General features: G+C 68.6%; 20 protein-coding genes. 8 read left to right on the forward strand and 12 right to left on the reverse strand.

Annotation, left to right across the window (positions count from 1 at the left end; genetic code table 11):
* Nucleotides 1-3 precede the first annotated feature (3 nt).
* The 9 genes from FAZ11_RS13695 to arnB are packed head-to-tail and all read right to left on the reverse strand — an operon-like array spanning nucleotide 4 to nucleotide 10,494.
* Entirely contained in the window at nucleotides 4-1,686 is a 1,683-nt protein-coding gene (locus FAZ11_RS13695; RefSeq protein WP_058772346.1) for an ArnT family glycosyltransferase, read from the reverse strand.
* Entirely contained in the window at nucleotides 1,686-3,083 is a 1,398-nt protein-coding gene (locus FAZ11_RS13700) for a UDP-glucose dehydrogenase family protein (protein ID WP_058760446.1), read from the reverse strand. The genes FAZ11_RS13695 and FAZ11_RS13700 overlap by 1 nt, the downstream gene beginning before the upstream one ends.
* Nucleotides 3,080-3,481 (reverse strand): 4-amino-4-deoxy-L-arabinose-phosphoundecaprenol flippase subunit ArnF, encoded by a 402-nt coding sequence (gene arnF / locus FAZ11_RS13705; RefSeq protein ID WP_058772347.1) that lies wholly within the window; start codon nucleotides 3,479-3,481, stop codon nucleotides 3,080-3,082. Before arnF ends, FAZ11_RS13700 begins: the two co-directional genes overlap by 4 nt.
* On the reverse strand, nucleotides 3,478-3,819 hold the full coding sequence (locus tag FAZ11_RS13710; RefSeq protein ID WP_058760448.1) for an EamA family transporter: 342 nt from the start codon (nucleotides 3,817-3,819) through the stop codon (nucleotides 3,478-3,480). Before FAZ11_RS13710 ends, arnF begins: the two co-directional genes overlap by 4 nt.
* The gene (gene arnT, locus FAZ11_RS13715; RefSeq protein WP_058772348.1) at nucleotides 3,816-5,459 is read right to left on the reverse strand and encodes a lipid IV(A) 4-amino-4-deoxy-L-arabinosyltransferase; all 1,644 of its coding nucleotides are present in this window, start codon (nucleotides 5,457-5,459) and stop codon (nucleotides 3,816-3,818) included. The genes FAZ11_RS13710 and arnT overlap by 4 nt, the downstream gene beginning before the upstream one ends.
* Nucleotides 5,456-6,337 carry a 4-deoxy-4-formamido-L-arabinose-phosphoundecaprenol deformylase gene (arnD, locus tag FAZ11_RS13720; RefSeq protein WP_058760466.1) on the reverse strand — a complete coding sequence of 294 codons (882 nt, stop codon included), beginning with the start codon at nucleotides 6,335-6,337 and terminating at the stop codon, nucleotides 5,456-5,458. The genes arnT and arnD overlap by 4 nt, the downstream gene beginning before the upstream one ends.
* 11 nt (nucleotides 6,338-6,348) lie before the next feature.
* Nucleotides 6,349-8,328: a bifunctional UDP-4-amino-4-deoxy-L-arabinose formyltransferase/UDP-glucuronic acid oxidase ArnA gene (gene arnA / locus FAZ11_RS13725; RefSeq protein ID WP_058784690.1), complete on the reverse strand. Its 1,980-nt coding sequence runs from the start codon at nucleotides 8,326-8,328 to the stop codon at nucleotides 6,349-6,351.
* Between the two features lie 31 nt (nucleotides 8,329-8,359).
* On the reverse strand, nucleotides 8,360-9,349 hold the full coding sequence (arnC, locus tag FAZ11_RS13730) for an undecaprenyl-phosphate 4-deoxy-4-formamido-L-arabinose transferase (protein ID WP_058760451.1): 990 nt from the start codon (nucleotides 9,347-9,349) through the stop codon (nucleotides 8,360-8,362).
* A complete protein-coding gene (gene arnB / locus FAZ11_RS13735) occupies nucleotides 9,346-10,494 on the reverse strand; it encodes a UDP-4-amino-4-deoxy-L-arabinose aminotransferase (protein WP_137279299.1) in 1,149 nt (382 codons plus the stop codon). Before arnB ends, arnC begins: the two co-directional genes overlap by 4 nt.
* A 243-nt stretch (nucleotides 10,495-10,737) precedes the next feature.
* On the opposite strand from arnB, the gene FAZ11_RS13740 reads away from it, so the two are divergent.
* From FAZ11_RS13740 to FAZ11_RS13760, 5 genes are all read left to right on the forward strand, one after another.
* Nucleotides 10,738-11,064, forward strand: a complete 327-nt coding sequence (locus FAZ11_RS13740) for a CDK-activating kinase assembly factor MAT1 (protein WP_420849647.1) — start codon at nucleotides 10,738-10,740, stop codon at nucleotides 11,062-11,064.
* Nucleotides 11,061-11,357: a cell division protein ZapA gene (zapA, locus tag FAZ11_RS13745; RefSeq protein ID WP_058772352.1), complete on the forward strand. Its 297-nt coding sequence runs from the start codon at nucleotides 11,061-11,063 to the stop codon at nucleotides 11,355-11,357. The genes FAZ11_RS13740 and zapA overlap by 4 nt, the downstream gene beginning before the upstream one ends.
* Nucleotides 11,358-11,612: 255 nt before the next feature.
* Nucleotides 11,613-12,164 (forward strand): chorismate mutase, encoded by a 552-nt coding sequence (locus FAZ11_RS13750; protein WP_137279293.1) that lies wholly within the window; start codon nucleotides 11,613-11,615, stop codon nucleotides 12,162-12,164.
* A gap of 80 nt (nucleotides 12,165-12,244) precedes the next feature.
* The gene (locus FAZ11_RS13755) at nucleotides 12,245-12,925 is read left to right on the forward strand and encodes a response regulator transcription factor (RefSeq protein ID WP_058773751.1); all 681 of its coding nucleotides are present in this window, start codon (nucleotides 12,245-12,247) and stop codon (nucleotides 12,923-12,925) included.
* A complete protein-coding gene (locus FAZ11_RS13760) occupies nucleotides 12,922-14,319 on the forward strand; it encodes a sensor histidine kinase (protein ID WP_058773752.1) in 1,398 nt (465 codons plus the stop codon). The genes FAZ11_RS13755 and FAZ11_RS13760 overlap by 4 nt, the downstream gene beginning before the upstream one ends.
* Before the next feature lie 135 nt (nucleotides 14,320-14,454).
* Here the strand turns inward: FAZ11_RS13760 and FAZ11_RS13765 are convergent, their stop codons facing one another.
* From FAZ11_RS13765 to FAZ11_RS13775, 3 genes are read right to left on the reverse strand one after another with little or no spacing between them, the layout of a single operon-like run.
* Nucleotides 14,455-15,699 carry a thiolase family protein gene (locus FAZ11_RS13765; RefSeq protein WP_058773753.1) on the reverse strand — a complete coding sequence of 415 codons (1,245 nt, stop codon included), beginning with the start codon at nucleotides 15,697-15,699 and terminating at the stop codon, nucleotides 14,455-14,457.
* A complete protein-coding gene (mhpT, locus tag FAZ11_RS13770; RefSeq protein ID WP_058768374.1) occupies nucleotides 15,692-16,921 on the reverse strand; it encodes a 3-(3-hydroxy-phenyl)propionate transporter MhpT in 1,230 nt (409 codons plus the stop codon). Before mhpT ends, FAZ11_RS13765 begins: the two co-directional genes overlap by 8 nt.
* A 10-nt stretch (nucleotides 16,922-16,931) precedes the next feature.
* Nucleotides 16,932-18,392 carry an alginate export family protein gene (locus tag FAZ11_RS13775; protein WP_081320054.1) on the reverse strand — a complete coding sequence of 487 codons (1,461 nt, stop codon included), beginning with the start codon at nucleotides 18,390-18,392 and terminating at the stop codon, nucleotides 16,932-16,934.
* Nucleotides 18,393-18,785: 393 nt separating this feature from the next.
* On the opposite strand from FAZ11_RS13775, the gene FAZ11_RS13780 reads away from it, so the two are divergent.
* The 3 genes from FAZ11_RS13780 to FAZ11_RS13790 all read left to right on the forward strand — a co-directional run bounded on the left by FAZ11_RS13780 (nucleotide 18,786) and on the right by FAZ11_RS13790 (nucleotide 20,015).
* Nucleotides 18,786-19,121, forward strand: coding sequence for an I78 family peptidase inhibitor (locus FAZ11_RS13780; RefSeq protein WP_058760162.1), 336 nt, complete (start codon nucleotides 18,786-18,788; stop codon nucleotides 19,119-19,121).
* Between the two features lie 220 nt (nucleotides 19,122-19,341).
* Nucleotides 19,342-19,620: a type II toxin-antitoxin system RelE/ParE family toxin gene (locus FAZ11_RS13785; RefSeq protein ID WP_058760161.1), complete on the forward strand. Its 279-nt coding sequence runs from the start codon at nucleotides 19,342-19,344 to the stop codon at nucleotides 19,618-19,620.
* Between the two features lie 92 nt (nucleotides 19,621-19,712).
* Nucleotides 19,713-20,015: a HigA family addiction module antitoxin gene (locus tag FAZ11_RS13790; protein ID WP_058768376.1), complete on the forward strand. Its 303-nt coding sequence runs from the start codon at nucleotides 19,713-19,715 to the stop codon at nucleotides 20,013-20,015.

The raw sequence follows: 20,015 nt of genomic DNA on the forward strand, positions 1-20,015 counted from the left end.
TCGTCACGGCAGCCGGTACACCAGGCAGGGATTGCCGTTGAGGCGGCGTTCCACCACGGGTTGCTGATTAGCCAGGGGCGTGCCGCTCAGCAGGTCGCGGTCGGCGCGGGCCAGGATGACCCAGGCGCCGGACGGCAGATGAGCGAGATCGGCGACCTGGGTCCGGGCGACGAAGATCGGCTGCTCGTCGTAGTCCAGGTTCATGATGTAGCGGATCGCCCAGCTGTCCTGGCCGAGACCGAAGAACACCAGTGGCCCCGGATGCTCCTGGCGCAGGCCTTCCACCTGTTGCACGAAGCCGCGGCTGTCGTACTCCAGATCCTGGGCCGGCTCCACCACCGCGACCAGCATCAACCACTGGGCGGCCAGCGCCAGGGCGCTCAGGGCGAGCAGCCGGCGCGTACCGGTCAGGCGCCGCCAGCCGACCAGGGCGGCGAGCTGCAGCATGACGAAGGCCGCGACCAACAGGGGTAGGGAGACATCCGGCCAGTAGCCGTGGCGTTGCCAGAGATGCCGGCAGACCAGCAGCGCCACCAGGGCCAGCCCCGGTAGCGCCAGCACCAGGACCAGGTAGACGGGGACGACCCGGCGGAACCAGCCTTCCGCACGCAGGAGGCCGTGGGCAGCGAGGGCGGCCAGGAAGGGCACCATGGGCACCACGTAGTAGGCCCGCTTGAAATGGGGAATGGACAGGCCGATCAGGATCAGCAGACCACTGCCCGCCAGGCCCAGCAGCAGCCGGCGCTGGGCGGTATCCGGCCAGGTGCGCAGGCTGCGGTGCTGGGCAGCCAGCAGCAACAGCGCCAGCGGCAGCACCGGCAGATAGCGATACAGCCCCAGTTGCAGATAGAACCAGAACGGCTTGCCGCTCTCGTCCAGGCGACCACTGACCTGCATGTGCCAGACCTCGGCGGCGAAGTCCGCGCCGCCTTCGTGGTGGGCCAGCTGGATCAGCGTCCACCAGCAGAGGACGAGCAACGCCAGGCCGACCAGGCCGTAGCCGAACAGCCGCTGCAGGGCGAAGCGGCGCCACGCCGGCTCACCCCAGGCCACCACTAGCCAATAGAGACAGACCACGCCGCAGGGCTCGATCAGCCCCAGCGGCCCGCGGATGGCGAAGCCCAGGGCGAATAGCGGCAAGACCAGCAGGCGACGCAGCGGGCGACCGTCGCGGTCGGCGCTGTAGAGCAGATAGAAGCAGAGCACCACGACCAGGGCGACCAGTTGATCCAGGCAGACCGCGCGGGCCTTTTCCAGCCACTGCGGGGTCAGGGCCACCAGCAGTACCGTGAGCAGCGCCCAGGCCCGGCGGGTGTCGGCCAAGAGCCGGTAGGTCAGCGCCAGCACCCCGGCCGAGGCCAGGGCGGTGGGCAGCACGTTGGCGAGGTGGTTGGGCGCCCCTATCACCCGCGCGGCCAACCAGCTCAGCCAGGTGGCGGTAGCGGGATAGTCCGGATAGGGCTGGCCGTAGGTGGTGGGGAAAAAGGCCGGGCCGTGGCGGAACATCTCCTCCAGGAACACCGCCCAGCGTCCATCGAAGCCCTGGGGCGCCTGGTTCCAGATGCCGAGGGTGAACAGCAGTGCGGCGACCACACCGACCAGCAGGCTTTCCCGCCGCAACCTATTGGCCGCCGGCAGGGCGGCCAGGTGCCCGCCCTGCGGGGTCAGGGACAGGGGTGCTGCCATCAAGCGGCATCCACGCGGCGAGTGACCTGGGGACCGCTCAGGGCGGCGCCACGACCGATGGCGAAGTACTCGAAGCCACGTCGTTCCATGCGCTCCGGATCGAACAGGTTACGACCATCGAAGATCAGCGGCTGGTTGAGCTGCTGGGCGATGAGGTCGAAGTCCGGGGCCTTGAACTGCTGCCACTCGGTGCAGATGACCAGCGCATCGGCACCGGCCAGGGCGGCTTCGGGGGTGCCCATCAGCGCCAGGCGCTCGTCGTGGCCATAGAGGCGCTGAGCCTCGGCCATGGCCACCGGATCGAAGGCGCGCACCTTGGCACCGGCTTCCCACAGGGCCTCCATCAGCACCCGGCTGGGCGCATCGCGCATGTCGTCGGTATTGGGCTTGAAGGCCAGGCCCCAGAGGGCGAAGGTGCGGCCCTTGAGATCGCCATCGAAGTAGGTGTTGATGCGCTCGAACAGCTTGGTCTTCTGCCGCACGTTGATCGCTTCCACGGCGCGCAGCAGATCCAGCTCCACCTGGTTTTCCTCGCCGGTGCGGATCAGCGCCTGCAGATCCTTGGGGAAGCAGGAGCCGCCGTAGCCACAACCGGGATAGATGAAGTGGTGGCCGATGCGCGGATCGGCGCCGATGGCCTGGCGCACCGCCTCGATGTCGGCGCCGACGCGCTCGGCCAGCTCGGCGATCTGGTTGATGAAGCTGATCTTGACCGCCAAGAGGCTGTTAGCGGCGTACTTGGCCAGCTCGGCGCTGCGCAGGTCCATGCACTGGATGCGGTCATGGTTGCGGTTGAAGGGCGCATAGAGTTCGCGCATCACGTCGCGGGCCACCGGCGAGTCGGTGCCCACCACGATGCGATCGGGTTTCTTGCAGTCGGCGATGGCGGCGCCTTCCTTGAGGAATTCCGGGTTGGAGACCACCTCCACGTGCAGGGTACGGCCCTCCTCGGCCAGCACCTCGTGGATCAGGGTACGGACGCGGTCGCCGGTGCCCACCGGCACGGTGGACTTGTTCACCACCAACAGCGGATCGCGCGACACCGGCTGGCCGACCAGCGGTTCGCGGCGCAGCCGGGCGATGGTCTCGGCGACGGCGAAGACGGCGGTGAGATCGGCCGAGCCATCGGCGGCCGGCGGGGTGCCTACGGCGATGAATTGCACGGCGCCATGGGCGACGGCCTCGGCGGCATCATGGGTGAACACCAGGCGGCCGGCGGCCAGGTTATTGCGCACCAGGTCTTCGAGGCCGGGTTCGTAGAGGGTCACCTCGCCGCGCTTGAGCTTGTCGATCTTGGCGCGGTCGATGTCCATGCACACCACCTGGTGACCGACCTCCGCCAGCACGGCGGCTTGCACCAGGCCCACGTAGCCGATGCCGAAAACGCTGATGTTCATAGGGTATTCCTCAGGGTGGGAGCGGCGGTGGGCCGCGGCCCGCCGACGAGGGCGACGCCGGCCACGACCAGCACGATGCCCAGGGTTTTCCAGGGGGTGAAGGACTCGGCGGCGCCGGGAAGCCAGGCCGCGCCGAGATGGACGAAGACGTAGGAAAGGCCGAGCGCCGCATAGGCGCGCCCCAGCGGCAGCTGCGCCAGGGCAGCCAGCCAGGCCAGCAGCGACAGCCCATAGCAGAGGATGCCCAGGACCAGCAGCAGGCCGGCCAGGCCGAACAGCGCCTCGGGGGCACTCAGCCAGTTGGTCATCGCGGGCAACCGCACCAGGGCCGCGCGCAGCAGCAGTTGCGCCAGGGTGGTGAGCAGGATGCTCAGGCCGAGTGGGAAGAGCCCCTTCATAGCTGGCCTCCCAGCAGGGCGGCGCCGACGACGATGCACAGGCAGCCGCACCAGGCGCGGGCATCCACCGCCTCGCCGAACACCAGGCGGGCCACCAGGGTCACCGCCAGGGTGTTGAGCGACAGCAAGGGATAGGCGACGCCCACCGGCATCCGCTGCAGCACCGCGCACCACAGCAGCAGGGCCAGGCCCAGGCAGACCAGCGCGCCCCACAGCCAGGGCGAGCGCAATCGCTCGACCAGGGCGCCGCCATCCGCTACCGCGCGCTTCTGGCCCAATTGGCCCAGGCAGGTGAGCAGGATCACCAGGGCGATCAACAGCATGTTCACGGCGTTCATTTCGCCACCCGCGGATAGATCAGCAGCACCAGCCGCTCGCTGGCGATGCTCTCGCCGGGTTCGGGCAGGCTGTCGAGCAACTGGCGGTCACTGGGGCCGTCCACCCGCAGCAGGATGTCCACCGGTCCCTGATCGCGATGGGCGGCAAGCCAGGCGGCCAGTTCATGCTCGGGGATCAGCCGGCCGCTGTCGGGCTCGCGGGCGAAGCCGTACTTGAGTTCACCCGGCCCACCCACCACCACCACATCCTGGCGATCGGTGGCCCAGGCCAGGCTGGCGGCCACGCCGAGGTCGTTGCTCACCAGCAGGCCGGCATGCTGCAGATGGCCGATCTGGGACTCGATGAAGGTGCTCGGTAGCTTGTTGTCGACCACGCTGATCGGCAGTGCCACCGACAGCAGCGGCAGGATCAGCCAGAGCGCCAGGCTCGGGGCCAGCACGGTGCGCCGCGGCCAGAGCAGCGCGCCGAGACCGGCCAGCGCCAGGCCCAGGGGGGCCAGCAGGGCCAGGGCATGGGTCAGGCCCTCGCCGGGGTGATAGAGCTGGTTGCCAAACAGCAGCAGCGCCACCAATCCGGCTACACCCAGCACCAGGTTGCACAGGCCGTTCAGGCGCAGGGCGCCGAAGTCGCCACGGCGATAGCCGTCCAGCAGGCTGCGCGCCAGCAGCGGCACCAGCGCCGCCAGGCTCGGCAGCAGATAGGTGGGCAACTTGCCGCGGCTCAGGCTGAAGAACACCAGTTGGGTCGCGAAGGCCAGGCCGAGGAAGGCCGTGCCGACCTGCCGTCGCTCGCGCCAGGTGGCGCCCAGGGTACGCGGCAACAAACCGGCCCAGGGCAGGATGGCCACCAGCAGGATGGGCGCATAGAACCAGAAGGGCCGCTCGTGCTGGGCATCCTGGCCGGCGAATCTCTGGATGTGCTCGTGCCAGAAGAAGAAATTCCAGAAGTCCGGATCGCGGTGGGCCACCAGCAGCGCCCAGGGCGCCACTACCAGTGCCGCCACCAGCACCGCCAGCGGACCGCGCCAGAGCAGCTCGCCGAAACGCCGCTGCCAGAGGAAGAAGGGCACCGCCACCAGCACCGGCAATACCAGGGCGAGAAAGCCCTTGGTCAAGAGACCGCAGCCGCAGGCGAACCCCAACAGCGCCCACTGGCCAAGGGCCGCGGTACGGCTCTCGGCGGCCTGGGCCTGCCAGAGCGCGAGCAGCGCCAGGGTCATCCAGAAGGCGAACTGGGAATCCAGGGTGACATAGGTGGCCAGGCCCGCCACGGCCAGGCAGGACAGGTAGAACACCCCGGCCAGCAGGCTCAGCAGGCGGTCCTGCCAGATCAGCCGGGTCAGGCGCGCGACCAGGGCCGCCGTGGCCAGACTCGCCAGCAACGGCACCAGGCGGATGCTCAGCAGCGAATCGCCCAGCCAGGCCTGGGCCAGCGCCTGGGTCCAGTAGCCGCCGATGGGTTTCTCGAAATAGGGCAGACCGAGGAAATGCGGCACCACCCAGTCGCCGTTGTGCCAGAGTTCCTGGGCGATCTGCGCATAGCGCGACTCGTCCGGGATCCACAGGCCCCGCCATTCCAGCGGCAGCGCATAGGCCAGCAAGGCCAGCGGTAGCAGCGCCAGCAGACAACGCCGGGTCATGCCTGCACTCCGAGCCAGCCCTGGCGCCCGGCCAGACTGCCCCGTATCAGATTGCCCGCGGGCAGTTGGCGCGCATCGCTCGGCAGGCGGTCGCCCAGGGTCAGGAAGAGGACGCCCTGCTCCCGCGCGGCCTTGAGCAGGGCGCGGAAGTCCTCGGCGAAGGCGATGCCTTCCACCTCGGCGTGCAGGGTGTAGACGTTGAGCGCGCCGGGGCGGAACAACTTGAGCAGATAGTCGTTCCAGTCGCTGGCGGCGAGGTCGGGGCCGACCACCTCGTCGAAGGTCGGCATGTCCACCGGGATCTGCGGCGTGCCGTGGCCGCCATTGCCCAGGCGCGGACGGAACAGGGCGCTGCCGCGGCAGTCGCTGTTGTACCTGAGGCCGAAGGCCTCCTTGGCCTGCACCACGCGGGGATCGGCGCGCCAGCCAGCGGCGGCGGAGCAGTCGACCCTGGCGCCGAGGATGTCTTCCAGGGCCTGCAGGCCACGGCCGAATTCCTCGCCCAGGCGCTCCACGTTCCAGTGCCCGGTATGGGCCTGCCAGGCGTGGTGGTCCCAAGCGTGCAACCCGACCTCATGGCCCCGCGCGCGGGTCTCGCGCATCAGGTGGCCGAGGTCGCGGCCGATGGGCCGGCCCGGCCAGGCGGTGCCGGCCAGCAGGATGTCCCAGCCATAGAGGCTGGCGGCCTTGGAACGGAGCATCTTCCACAGGAAGGTGGGCTTCACCAGGCGCCACAGGTGGCGCCCCATGTTGTCCGGACCGACGCTGAAGAAGAAGGTCGCCTTGACCCCGGCTTCATCCAGCAGGTCGAGCAGCCGCGGCACCCCTTCGCGGGTGCCGCGATAGGTGTCCACGTCGATGCGCAGGCTGGCCGGGATCACGGAGCTCATCACGCCTCCCGCTGGGCCAGGGCTTCGCGCAGGAAGAAGTCCAGCGTCTTGCCGACGGTGGCGGCCATGGCGGTGGTCGGCTGCCAGTCGATCAGACGACGGGCGTTCTCCACGCTGGGCTTGCGGTGGGCCACGTCCTGGTAGCCGTCGCCGTAGAAGCTCTTGCTCTCCACCTCGCGGAAGCCGGCGAAGGGCGGGAACTCATGGCGCAGCGGATGGGCCTCGAACTGGGCCAGGAGCTCTTCGGCCAGCTCGCGGATGCTCGCTTCGTTGTCCGGGTTGCCGATGTTGACGATCTGGCCGTCGCAGCGTCCGCCCTGGTTTTCGATGATGCGGAACAGCGCCTCGATGCCGTCGTCGACGTCGGTGAAGCAACGCTTCTGGGCGCCGCCGTCGACCAGCTTGATCGGGGTGCCTTCCACCAGGTTGAGGATCAGCTGGGTGATGGCGCGGGAGCTGCCGATGCGCGCGGAGTCCAGGCGATCCAGGCGCGGGCCCATCCAGTTGAACGGACGGAACAGGGTGAATTTCAGACCCTTGCTGCCGTAGGCCCAGATGACGCGGTCGAGCAACTGCTTGGAGACCGAGTAGATCCAGCGCTGCTTGTTGATCGGGCCGACCACCAGGTTGGAGCGGTCTTCGTCGAAGCGCTCGTCCTGGCACATGCCGTACACCTCGGAGGTGGACGGGAAGATCACGCGCTTTCCGTACTTCACGCAGTGGCGAACGATCTTGAGGTTTTCCTCGAAATCCAGCTCGAACACGCGCAACGGGTTGCGGGTGTATTCGATGGGGGTGGCGATGGCCACCAGCGGCAGGATCACGTCGCACTTCTTGATGTGGTATTCCAGCCACTCGGTGTGGATGGAGATGTCGCCTTCCACGTAATGGAAGTGCGGATTGGTCTTGAGGCGCTCGATGGCGTCGGAGCCGATGTCCAGGCCATAGACGTCGTAGTTGCCGTCGGCCAGCAGGCGCTCGGACAGGTGGTTGCCGATGAAGCCGTTGACGCCGAGGATCAGCACCCGGGTGCGGCGCTTGGCGCGGCGATCCTGGCGGTGCAGACGGGCACCGGCCACCAGGCCGGCTTCGCGGGCCAGTTGCGGGCCGGAGAGATACAGCCCGGCATCGCCCAGCTGGCCGGCACGCACTTCCAGGGCACCTTCGCCGCAGGCGATGCGCAGGGGCTCCAGGCTCAGCACGGTACCGGGGGCCTGGCCGTGGTGTTCGGCCTGGGCCTGAGCGTTCCAGACGATCAGCTTGCGCTCGCCGATCCAGCCGAAGGCGCCCGGATAGGGTTGGGTCACGGCGCGGACCAGGTTGGCAAGCTCGGTGGCCGAACGACTCCACTCCAGCTCGCCGTCGGCGGCGCTGCGGCGACCGTAGGTGCTGGCCTGGCTTTCGTCCTGCTCACGCTCTTCCAGAGTCCCGGCGGCCAGCCCCGGCAGGGCATCGCGCAGGAGCTCCTGGCTGGCTTCGCGCAGCTTGCCGTGCAGCGTCAGGGCGGTGTCGTCCGGGGCGATGGCGACGCGCTGCTGGGCGACGATGGCGCCGGCATCGGCACGCTTGACCATGCGGTGCAGGGTCACGCCGGTCTCGGTCTCGCCATTGACCAGCACCCAGTTGGCCGGAGCGCGACCGCGATAGCGCGGCAGCAGCGAGCCGTGCAGGTTGTAGGCGCCGCGGCTGGCGCAGGCCAGCACCTCTTCGGAGAGCAGGTTGCGGTAATAGAAGGAGAAGATGAAATCCGGCTCCAAGGCGCGGATGCGCTCGACCCAGATCGGGTGGTTGACGTCTTCCGGCGCATGCACCGGGATGCCGTGGCGGGCACAGAGCTGGGCGACCGAGGCGAAGAAGCGGTTCTCGCCCGGATCGTCCGGATGGGTGAAGACGGCAGCGATGGGATAGCCGGCCTGGATCAGCGCGGCGAGGCCGGCGCAGCCGATGTCGTGGTAAGCGAAGACGATAGCGGTTTTCATCAGGGGCATTCCTGTCACTGGACTTTTCTAATTACTGAACTTGGCGCAGCGGCGCTGGCGAAGGGGAAAGGGTGGAGGCGCGGATCACTTGTTCCACGTGGAACCGGGGCCGGGCGCGGACATCGTGGTACACCCGGCCGAGGTACTCGCCGAGCAGACCGAGGCCGACGAACTGGGCGCCGGTGAAGATGAACAGGATGGCGAACAGCGAGAACACGCCGTCGGCCGCCCACTCGGCGCCGTGGGTCAGGCGCAGGACCAGCAGCAGCGCGGCGAAGGCGAAGCCGAACAGCGCAAGGCCACCGCCGAACAGGCTGAGCAGCCGCAGCGGAGTGGTGGTCATGCAGGTCAGCAGATCGAACATCAGGTTGATCAGCTTGAGGAAGCTGTACTTGGAATCCCCGTGTTCGCGCTCGGCGTGGGCCACCTCGATCTCGGTGGTGTGGCGGGCGAAGCTGTTGGCCAGGATCGGAATGAAGGTGCTGCGCTCGTGGCAGGCGAGCATGGACTGCACCACCTGGCGGCGATAGGCGCGCAGCATGCAGCCGTAGTCACGCATGGCGACGCCGGTGGAGCGCTGCACGGCGCGGTTGATCAGCCGCGACGGCAGGGTGCGCAGGTAGGAATCCTGGCGCTGCTGGCGCACGGTGCCGACCACGTCGTAACCCTGGGCGGCGGTATGCACCAGGCGCGGGATCTCCTCCGGCGGATTCTGCAGATCGGCGTCCAGGGTGATGATCAGATCGCCCCGCGCCTGCTCGAAGCCGGCGAGGATGGCCGAGTGCTGGCCGTAGTTGCGATTGAGCAGCACCGCCACCACCGGGCTGTCCGGCTCGCTGGCGGCCTGCTGCAGGAGCTCGGCGCTGCGGTCGCGACTGCCGTCGTCGACCAGGATGATCTCCACCTGGCAATCCAGCAGGCGGCAGGCGGCGCGGGTGCGGCGCAAGAGTTCCGGCAGGCTGGCTTCTTCGTTGTAGACGGGGATCACCACGGATACGCGGTCGATGGCATAGGGCTTCATGCGCCTTGCTCCAGCAGGTCTTCGATGGCGCCGACCACGCGGTCGACGTCGGCGAGGGTCATGTCGGGGAACAGCGGGATGGAGCACAGCCGTGCGGAGTTCCATTCGCTGTTGGGGAGGGCCAGCTCGGGCCAGCGCTCGCGGTACCAGGGGTGCAGATGGGTGGCGGTGAAATGGATGCCGGTGCCGATGCCGCGCGCCTTGAGGCCGGCCATGAAGGCTTCGCGGTCCAGCCCGCAGCGCTCGGGGCAGATGCGCAGGATGTAGAGGTGCCAGGCGTGGGTTTGGGCGTAGTCCGGCAGCGCCAGCGGCGCGACCGGCAGGTGCGCCAGGCGCTGGCTATAGGCCTGGGCCAGCAGCTGGCGGCGGCTGTTGATGTCACCCAGGCGATCCAGCTGGACCAGTGCCAGGGCGGCGTGGATGTCCGAGAGGTTGTACTTGAAACCGGGTTCCTGGACCTGGGCCTGGGGCTTGCGGCCCAGGGCGTGGCGGTCGAAGGCATCCACCGCCAGGCCGTGGAATTTCAGCCGGCGCACCCGCTCGGCCAGGGTGGCGTCGTCGGTCACCAGCATGCCGCCTTCGGCGCAGGTCAGATTCTTGATGGCATGGAAGCTGAAGATGGCGGTGCCGCGCATCCCTATGGGCTCGCCCTGGTAGCGGGTGCCGGCGGCGTGGGCGGCGTCTTCGATCAGGGCGATGCCATGCTGTTGGGCCAGGGCCCGCAGCGGCGCCAGATCACAACTGGCGCCGGCGTAGTGCACCGGAATGATGGCCTTGGTGCGCGGGGTGATGGCGGCGGCCACCTGCTCGGCGGAGACCATCAGGGTGTCGCGGTCGACGTCGACGAACACCGGGGTGGCGCCGATCAGGGTGATCATGTTGGCGGTGGAGACCCAGGTCAGCGAGGGGGTGATCACCTCGTCGCCCGGGCCGATGTCCAGTGCCAGCAGGGTCACGTGCATGGCGGCGGTGGCCGAGCACAGGGCCACCGCATGGGCGGCGCCGACCGAGGCGGCGAAACGCTCTTCCAGCAGGTTGGCCTGGGGCCCGGTGGTGATCCAGCCCGAGGTGAGCACCTGGCTCACCGCGGCCACTTCCTCGGCGCCGATGCTGGGGCGGGAGAACGGCAGGAAAGGCTCATCCAGCACGCGCGGGGTAGAGCTCTGGGACAGATCGGTCATGGCGGCTCATCCAGAAAGGGGGCGCCGGCACAGAGGTACCGGACACGATGAGCGCAGGCTAAAGCGAGACGCCTTACGGCCCCCTTAGCGCAACCTGACAACTGCCTGACAGCCGGTCGGCTCGTCGAGCACCCCCGTGAACCCCTTGGCAAAACAAGGGGTTAGCGTGCGACGAAGGGGGTGCCGGTGGTCGCCTGGAAGCCTAGAATGCAGCCCCTGCCGCTCCCGGCAGCTTCGAACCTGACACGAGAGACGACCGCGCCCATGCTGGACAACACCCTGAGCGAACTGGAAACCGCGATCCGCGACCTGCTGCAGCGCAACCAACGCCTGACCGCCCGGACCCAGGAACTGGAGCAGGCCCTGGCGGCCGCGCGCGAGGAAAACGACACCCTGCAGCTGAGCCTGCTGGAGCAGGAAGAAGCCGGCGCCAGCACCCGTCAGCGCGTGGAAGGCCTGCTGGCCTTGCTGGCCGCTGGCACGCCGGTCGCACAGGCCATCGCTGAACAGCCCGTCCCGGCTGACGTCGAGTGAAACACTCGGACGCGATCGCCAGCGCCCACGACGAGGTGGAGGTGCTCGGGCGTCGCTATCGCTTCAAGGTGGCCGAAGGCGATCGCGCCGCGCTGCAACAGGCCGCCGCCCGCCTGCGCGACGAACTGGTCGCCATCCAGGGCGACCGCCGCCGCGGCGACGCCACCGAATTGCTGGTGCTGGCCGCCCTGCGCCTGAGCCTGGACACCGCCGCCGACGCCGGCGCCCTGAGCGCCCTCGACGCCCGCCTCCAGGCGCTGACCGCCGAGGTCCGCGCGGCGCAGGAGGCGTAGCCCCTCTGCCCCGAGAGAGGGTTGGAGCGAGGGAACCGCGTCGCTCGAAGCTACCGACCTGCGCTGGACTCCGTAGGGTGGATGACGGCGCAGCCTCATCCACGGAGGCACGGTACCTGCGTGGAAAACGCTCTGCGGTTTTCCACCCTACGCCGGACTTGCGCCCCTCACCCCAACCGCCCCCTCCCACCCAGCTTGACCACCCCGCCGCCCCGTGCGAGCTTCGGTGCCCTTTCCCCTTCCCCGGAGGTCGTCATGCCTGGCATTCGTTGGCTCGCCATCCCGCTCCTGAGCGTCGCCCTAGGCGCCCAGGCCGCGCCCTCGCCCCTGCCGGCGCTGCTGGACGCCATGGCGCAGCGCTTGACGGTGGCCGACCAGGTCGCCCGCAGCAAGCATGACACCGGCAAACCGGTGCTGGACGAGACCCGCGAGCGCCAGGTGCTGGACAGCGTCGCCCAGGCCGCCCCGGCTGCCAACGTCAACCCAGCCACCGCCCAGACCTTCTTTGCCGCCCAGATGGAAGCCAACAAGCTGGTGCAATACGGTCTGCTCGACGCCTGGCGCCGCGGCGCGCAACCGCTGCCCGCCACGAGCCCGGACCTGGCCGGACTCAGGACCCGCCTCGACACCCTGCAGACCCGCCTGCTCGCCGGGCTCGCTGCCACCGGCGAGCTGCGCGCGGCCGCGGACTGTCCGGCGCAGCTGGACAAGGCCCTGACCGCCCACCTCGCCACGGCCCAGCCCGACGACCTCCACCGCCTGGCGCTGTTGCGTGCGCTCGGTGACTTCTGCGCCCTGCCCCGCTGAGCGCCTGTTCAAAATCCGCCGCGCGTCGGCCAAACTGCAGTGACAATGCCCTGGATCGCCAAGCGTTAAGGACTCTCCCCATGCACATCCTGCTCGTCGAGGACGATGCCACCCTGGCCGACGGCATCCGCCGCGTCCTGGAGGGCCATGGCATGCAGGTGGACCTCTTGCGCAATGGCGCCGAGGCCGACGCCTGGCTGCGCACCACCCGTTTCGCCGTGGTGGTGCTGGACATCGGCCTGCCCGGTGGCCTGGACGGCTTCGAGGTGGTCCGCCGCCTGCGCCAGCGCGGTAGCGACCAGCCGGTGCTGCTGCTCACCGCCCGCGATGCCATCGACGATCGGGTGCACGGCTTCGAGGTGGGCGCCGACGACTACCTGGTCAAACCCTTCGCCGTGCCCGAACTGGTCGCCCGGATCAAGGCCCTGGCCCGCCGCGCCGGTGGCCAGAGCTGCGCCGACCTCACCCTGGGCACGCTGCGCCTGGACACCGCCGCCCACCAGGCACGCCTCGGCGAGACACCGCTGGATCTTTCGGCCCGTGAGTGGGCGGTGCTCGAACACCTCTTGCGCCAGGCCGGCAAGGTGGTCTCCAAGCAGCAGATCATCGACGCCCTGGCGCCCTGGAGCAGCGAGGACCTGACCCACAACGCCGTGGAAGTCTACGTCTCGCGCCTGCGCCTGAAGCTGACCGACTCCGGCGTCGGCATCCGCACCGTGCGTGGCTTCGGCTATCGCCTGGAGGAGGCCAGCGGCCTATGAGCACGCCCGGCAGCAGCCTGCGCCGGCGCCTGCTGAAATGGCTGGTGCTACCGGTGCTGCTGGTCAACCTCGGCGGCGCGCTAGTCAGCTATCAGTTCGCCCGCAAGCCCGCGTTCAGTGCCCTCGACAGCGACCTCACCGACTCCGCGACCCTGCTGCTGGAGCAATTGCGGGTGGATGGCGCCGGACGGCTGTGGTTGCCCACCGAGGTGGAGTACCTGCTGCGCCACAACAGCCATGACCACGTCTGGCTGGCGGTCCGCGCCCTCGACGGTCGGCTGCTGTTCGGCGACGGCGCCATGCCGGTCCAGGCGGTTACCGACGAGATGCGCGACGGGCACACCACGGCGCGGCGCGCCCGCATCAACGAGCGCTCGGTGTTCATGGTCGGCCAACTGGGCAACATCGCCGGCCAGCCCGTGGTGGTCAGCGTCGCCCAGACCCTCAGTCGCCACACCGCCGCCCTGCAACGCATGGTGCTGACCCTGGTGGCGGTGCAACTGATCGTCGCCCTGCTCATCGCCGCCCAGTTGCTCTGGGCCGTGCGCCGCGGCCTGCGTCCGCTGGAGCGCCTGGAACGCCAGCTCGACAGCCGCCACTACGACGACCTCGCCCCGCTACGCGAAGAGGGGGCTCCGCGCGAGCTGAGCACCTTCGTCGCCGCGCTCAACGGCCTGCTGCTGCGGGTTCGCGAGGGCGCGCGCAACCAGCGCGCCTTTCTCGACGACATGGCGCACCAGCTGCGTACGCCCCTGGCCGGCATCAGCACCCTGACCCAGTGGCTGCGCCAGCGCCATGCCGATGATGCCGAGAGCGCCGCCGCTCTGGCGCAACTCGAAGCCGCCACCGAACGCATGACCCGCCAGACCAACCAGCTGCTCACCCTGGCCCGCGCCGCCACCGCGCGGCTGGAGAGTCCGCCGCGCGCGCCCCTGCGCCTGGACGAACTGGTCGGCGAGGCCATTCCCAGCCAGTTGGCCCAGGCCGATCGCCACGGCATCGACCTGGGCTTCGAACTGGAGCCGCAGACGGTACTAGGCAATGTCTTCCAACTGCGCGACCTGCTCGACAACCTGGTGGACAACGCCCTCAGATACACCCCGCGCGGCGGTCAGGTCACGGTGCGGCTGCACAGCCAGGCGGGGGCGACCGTCCTGGAAGTGGAAGACAATGGCCCCGGCATCCCCGAGGCCGAGCGTGCGCGCATCTTCGAACGCTTCTATCGCATCGACCGAGGCATTCACGGCACCGGCCTGGGCCTGGCCATCGTCCGCGACATCGCCACCGCCCACAACGCCGGCATCGAACTCGCCACCCCGGCCAGCGGCCAGGGGCTGCGGGTGGCGATCCACTTCCCACCGCTGGTCACGCCGCCGGTGGAAGTGCCCGCGTAGGTTGGGTTGAGCGCTAGCGAAGCCCAACAAAGTGTCGCCATCCTGCCGCCTAAAGAATCATCGCGGCCATGGGCCGCGATCAGGTCCGTAGGTTGGCGCTGAGCGAAGCGAAGCGCAACACGCCCAAGCAAGCCCCTACCGCCCGCGCCACCCCGGATTCTCCAACAACACCGCCATGCCCTGGCCGCCGCCGATGCAGACCGCCGCCACGCCATAGCGCAGCCCCCCGGCGCGCAGTTGCCGGGCCAGGGTGATGGCCAGGCGCAGGCCGGTAGCCGCCAGCGGATGACCGAGGGCGATGGCGCCGCCATGTACATTGAGGCGCGCCGGGTCCAGTTCCAGAGATCGCTGTACCGCCAGCAGTTGGGCGCCCTGGGCCTCGTTGATCTCCAGGCGGTCAATGGCAGCCAGCGGCAGACCGGCGCGCTCCAGCAGACCCTGGATCGCCGGGACCGGCCCACTGCCCATGAATTCGGGCGGCACCCCCACCACGCAGCTGCCCCGTACCCAGGCCAACGCCCGCTCCGGTACGGTATCCGCACCCCGCGCCAGCAGCACGGCGGCCGCACCGTCGGCCACCGCGCAGCTGTTGCCGGCGGTCTGGACGCCACCCTCATGCACCGGCGCCAACCGCGCCAGGGCCTCCCGCGAGGTCTCCCGCGGATGGCTGTCCTGCTCGACCACCGCGCAGCCCCGCGGCAGGCGCAACTCCCGTGGCGCCAGGCCAGCGGATTCGAAGCGCGCCGCCACCACCGGCACGATCTCTTCGCGAAACCAGCCCTGGCGCTGGGCCGCCAGGGCGCGCTCGAAACTCCGTAGCGCCCAGGCATCCACCGCCTCGCGGGCGATGCCGTGGCGCTCCGCCAGGCGCTCCGCGGTAGCCATCATGTCCAGTCCGGCCGCCGGGTCCTTGAGCGCCTCCCAGAGAAAATCGTGAAACTCCACCGGCGCGCCCAGGCGAAAGCCGCTGCGGTGGGTGTAGGCCGCGATGGGATTGCGGGTCATGGATTCAGCCGCCACACAGAGCACCCGGTTGGCCTGGCCGCTCTGCAGCTGATCGCCGGCCTGGCGCAGGAGCTCGAGGCCCGTGCCGCAGACGCGCTGCACCTGCAGCGCCGGCACCGCCTCGGGCACCCCGGCATAGAGGCCGATATGGCGCGGCAGCAGATAGGCGTCGAAGCTGGCCTGGGCCACACAGCCGGCCAGTACGGAGTCCACCGCCCCGGCGTCGTGCCCCCGCGCCAGTAGCGCCCGGGCCACGGCGATGCCGAGGTCGGTGGGCGACACCTGGCCCAGGGCGCCACCCAGGTCGGTCCAGGGCGTGCGTACGCCATCCAGCAACAGGACATCGTCGTACAGGGTGCCCTGGCCGTCACGCATGGCCGGCTGCCTCAGCCGTGGCGGCAGCCGGAGCTGACGCCCGCCGTTGCAGCAGGGCCAGCACCGCGCCCGCCGCCACCAGCACCGCCGGGGTGGTGGCCACCACCAGGGTCGCCGCGCCACCGCCGAGGGTCAGCACCTGGCCGGCCAGCAGGGGGCCGGCCATGGCACCCAGCCGCCCCACGGCCACCGCGGCACCGGTCCCGGTCGCCCTGACCGCCGCCGGATAGAGTTGCGGCGCCAGGGCATAGAGCACCAGTTGGCCACCGACCACGAACAGCCCGGCGGCGAAGCCGGCCAGGGCCACCAGCGGATAGGCCTTGGCCAGTCCCAGTCCGGCGAGGCCGAGCAGGATGCCCAGGTAGATGGCCAGCACCGTCAGCCGCGGCCGCCAGCGGTCCATGAGCAGACCGAACAGCACCGAGCCGATACCGCCGCCGAGGTTGAACAGAATTTGCACCCCTACCGCCTGGCCCCGGCTGAAGCCCTGCCCCACCAGCAGCGAGGGCAGCCAATTGAGCAGCATGTACATCACCGTGAGGGTGAAGAAGTAGCCCAGCCACAGCAGCAGGGTAGTCGACAGCGGTACCGCGCCCAGCCAGGCCCTGCCCGCCCCGCTCGCCTGCACGGCGCCACGGCCACGGAGAAAGCCGGCGGTCTCCACCAGGTAGCGACCGAGCAACGGCGCCACCAGCAGGGGTGCCAGGCCGCCGACATAGAACACCGTCTGCCAGCGCCCGACGTCCAGCAGCCCCACCACCGCCGCCAGGGCACCGCCCAGGGGCACGCCGCAGTACATCAGGCTGACCGCCGTGGCCCGCGCGCGCTCGTCCACCGATTCGGCGGATAGCGCGATCAGGTTCGGCAGGGCGCCACCCAGGCCGATGCCGGTGAGCAGCCGCACCAGCAGCAGGCTTTCCAGACTCCAGACATGGGCGGTGGCCACCGAGAAGACACCGAAGATCAGCACGCAGGCGATCAGCACCCGCTTGCGGCCGATACGGTCGGCGCACCAGCCGCCGATGAAGGCGCCGGGCAAGAGGCCAAGTATGCTGGCGCTGAATACCAGCCCCATCTGCCCCGGCTGGAAGCCGAAGGCCTTGGCCATGGCCGGGGCGGCGATGCCCATGGCCTGGAGGTCCATGCCTTCCAGCAGGGCGACGATGAAGCACAGCACGAGGGTCAGGCGAGCCCCGGACGGGGCGTTCGAGAACAGACGCATGGCGGACTCCTTAGAAACGGAAGGTGGTGGCGGCCGATAGATAGCTCGTGCTGTCGCCCTTGGCCTGGCGTACCGCCGGGCCTGCCTGGAAGTAGCTGTATTCCAGGTCCAGGGTCAGGTAAGGCAGGGGTCGCCAGCGCAGGTTGTTGCGCCAGAGATTGCCGGTCTTGCGTGCGCTGCTGGCAGCGGTGCCAGGCACCGTCACCATGCCCGGCAGGTAGACGCCGTCGTTGGTGCTCTGCCGCCAGACGGCGAACAGACCGCTTTCCAGCTGCAGGGTCGGCTGGGGCGTCAGGGTCAACAAGGGGCCGGCCAGATAGAGGTTGGCCAGGGTGGTGAGCCCCGAGTTGCCGTAGACGCCGTTCTTCGGATAGAGCGGATCGAAGGTGCCGGCCCGGCCATCGCCAAGCCGATCGTCACCACTGGCGGCATCCAGGCGCATGGCCAGACGCGGCTTCCAAGGGGCATCCAGGCGATAGCCGGTCTCGCTGCTCACCGCCCAGGCGCGGATCTGGGCACCGCCGAGCTGACCGCCCTGGCCGATCAGATCCCAGCTCCAGTCCCAGCCCGCCGCCTTGCCGAACAGCCGGACTCCACCGGTATAGCGCTGCTCCGCGCCGCTCAGGCCGTCCAGACTGCGCTGGTCCTTCTCCTGGCCGAAACCATAGATATCCAGTTGCAGCGGTCCGGCCACCGGCAGGGTGCCGTAGAGACCATAGAACTTGACCTCGTTATTGGAACCGTCGTCGAAGCTGTCCTCGCCGGTCACCACCGGTCGCACGGCGAAGGCATCCAGCCGATAGCCACCCGGCCGCTTCCAGGACAGGCGCAGCCCGTCGAAGTTGATGCGGATGTTGGGGCCGTCGCGGTAGGTGACCAGCACCTGGTCGCCATAGCCCAGCTCCTGGCGCCCCACCCGGGTCATCAGGCTGCCACCGGCCAGCGGCGTATTGAGGTCGACGAAGGCCTGGTGCAGCTCGGTGCGGCTCTGGTCGAAGGGTCCATAGATCGCCTTGTTCCAGGTGCGGGTGTTCTCCAATTGGACGAAGGTGCGCAAGGCATCGTCGAACAGGTGCAGGTCGGCATGCAGTTGCAGGCGTTGCTGGATGTAGTGATCGGTGTTCACCCCGCGCCGGCCGAAGACCGGCGCGTGGAAGGTATCGAAGCGATAGCGCGCTTCGCCACCGGTCTGCAGCCAGGCCGACTCGCCGAGGCGGTGGTAACGCAGTTCATCGAAGGGGTCGGTACGTTTGGCCGGATCGTCGAGGAAGCGATAGTCCTCGATCCAGCGCGGCGGGCCGGGTGGCAACGGACGCTCCACTTCCAGATTGTTGAGGGGTTTGGGCGCCCGCTCCAGATTGAGCGAGGGCGCGGCGGCGGCGCCCTCGCTGACCAGTAGAGCGGCGAAGGAGACAAAAGCGAGGCACGAGCGAGCCCGTGCGCAAGCCCGAGGCGAGCGCGAAGTAGACATGAGATGACCGTCCTGACAGTGAAGGCGGAAGGCGCCGCAAAGGCGCGTGATCAGGGCCTAGCGGGCGCGGATCGGGCGATCGTCAGGAGGGAAGGCGAACGGATAGCGTGCTGACATGGCGGGTGTCCCTTTGTTGTTGTTGTCGTCACCGTGGGGGCCGGGCGGCCCTGGGTCGATGATGGGCGATGCCAAAAATGGATCAAGCCGTCCGAGCCGAATTTGGCCGATTACCGAACGTTATATTTATTAACTTTATTGTCGTCGGAGGACCGATCTCATCCCATCGCCAGGGTCGGCTGACTCGCGATTTGTAACAATGCCCACCCCAGCGGGGTCCATGCACAGGCCCGTACGGGTTAAGGTTCCTTCTCTCACGATCGAAAAGGCGAACTCATGAGCTCCAAAACCTCTCTCCTGCTGGCCGGTGCCGCCCTCTTCACCCTGCTGGCCGGTTGCGGCTCGCATGAAACGCAAGGCAGTCCAGCGGCCGCCACGCCGACCGCGAGCACCACCACCAGCAGCAATGGCCGCTGCAACTCCGATGCGGTCCAGGATCTGGTCGGCAAGGCCCTTTCCCCGGCCCTGGCCGAGGAAAGCCGCCAACGCGCCGGTGCCCAGGTGGTCCGTGTGGTGCGTCCGCAGGACCCCATGACCATGGACTTCAACTCCCAGCGCCTGACCATCACCACCAGCGACAGCCTGGTGGTGCAGACCGCGACCTGCGGCTGATCGCACCAATGACCGTCGACCGGCCGGCCACCGCCACGCCGGTCGCGGCGTCTCGCTAGAAGCCGAAGCCCTGGCGCAACGCTGGCCAATCCGTACTGCGTGAACAATTGATCGGCAAGAGCGCCGGGTATCAACTGACGGATAATCTCTTGCCAAACCTCAGTTGAAACGCCTAACGTTAGGCGTTAATATTTTTAACGAGCCTCGTCAAGGAGCTGCAATGATCCGCAGCTTTCGCTGTAGCGATACCGAAGAGCTATTTACGACTGGACAGAACCGGCAATGGAGCCAAATAGCTGCCGTGGCGACGCGGAAGCTGGCGATGTTGAACGAGGCCATTGAGCTGCGAGACCTCAGGTCTCCTCCCGGTAACCGCCTGGAGCAACTGGAGCGGGATCGTAAAGGCCAGCACAGCATTCGCATAAACGACCAGTGGCGCATCTGTTTCGAGTGGACCGCACACGGGCCAGTCAATGTAGAGATCGTCGACTATCACTAAGAGGGTCGGCTAGACGCCACCGGCGCGGTAACTGGCTTCGAACGTAATACCCCGTCCCACCAGCCCTAGATGATAGTGAAAGAGGTAACGCCATGCTGACCAACGGAATGCGCCCGGTTCATCCCGGCGAGATCCTGCGGGAAGAGTATCTGGTACCCATGGGCATAAGCGCTTCCGCGCTGGCCCGCGCCCTGGGCGTCTCGGCCCCTACCGTAAACGATGTCGTTCTGGAGCGTCGCGGAGTGACGGCCGATATGGCGCTACGCCTCGCCGCTGCGTTCGATACTACCCCTGGTTTCTGGGTAGGCCTGCAGGCTGCCTATGAACTGAGAAAGGCAGAGATAGCGAAAGGTGAACAGATCCGTGCGCAGGTAAAACCTCTGCAGGTCGCCTGA

The organism is Pseudomonas rhizoryzae (genome assembly GCF_005250615.1).
Taxonomy (GTDB): Bacteria; Pseudomonadota; Gammaproteobacteria; order Pseudomonadales; family Pseudomonadaceae; genus Chryseomonas; species Chryseomonas rhizoryzae.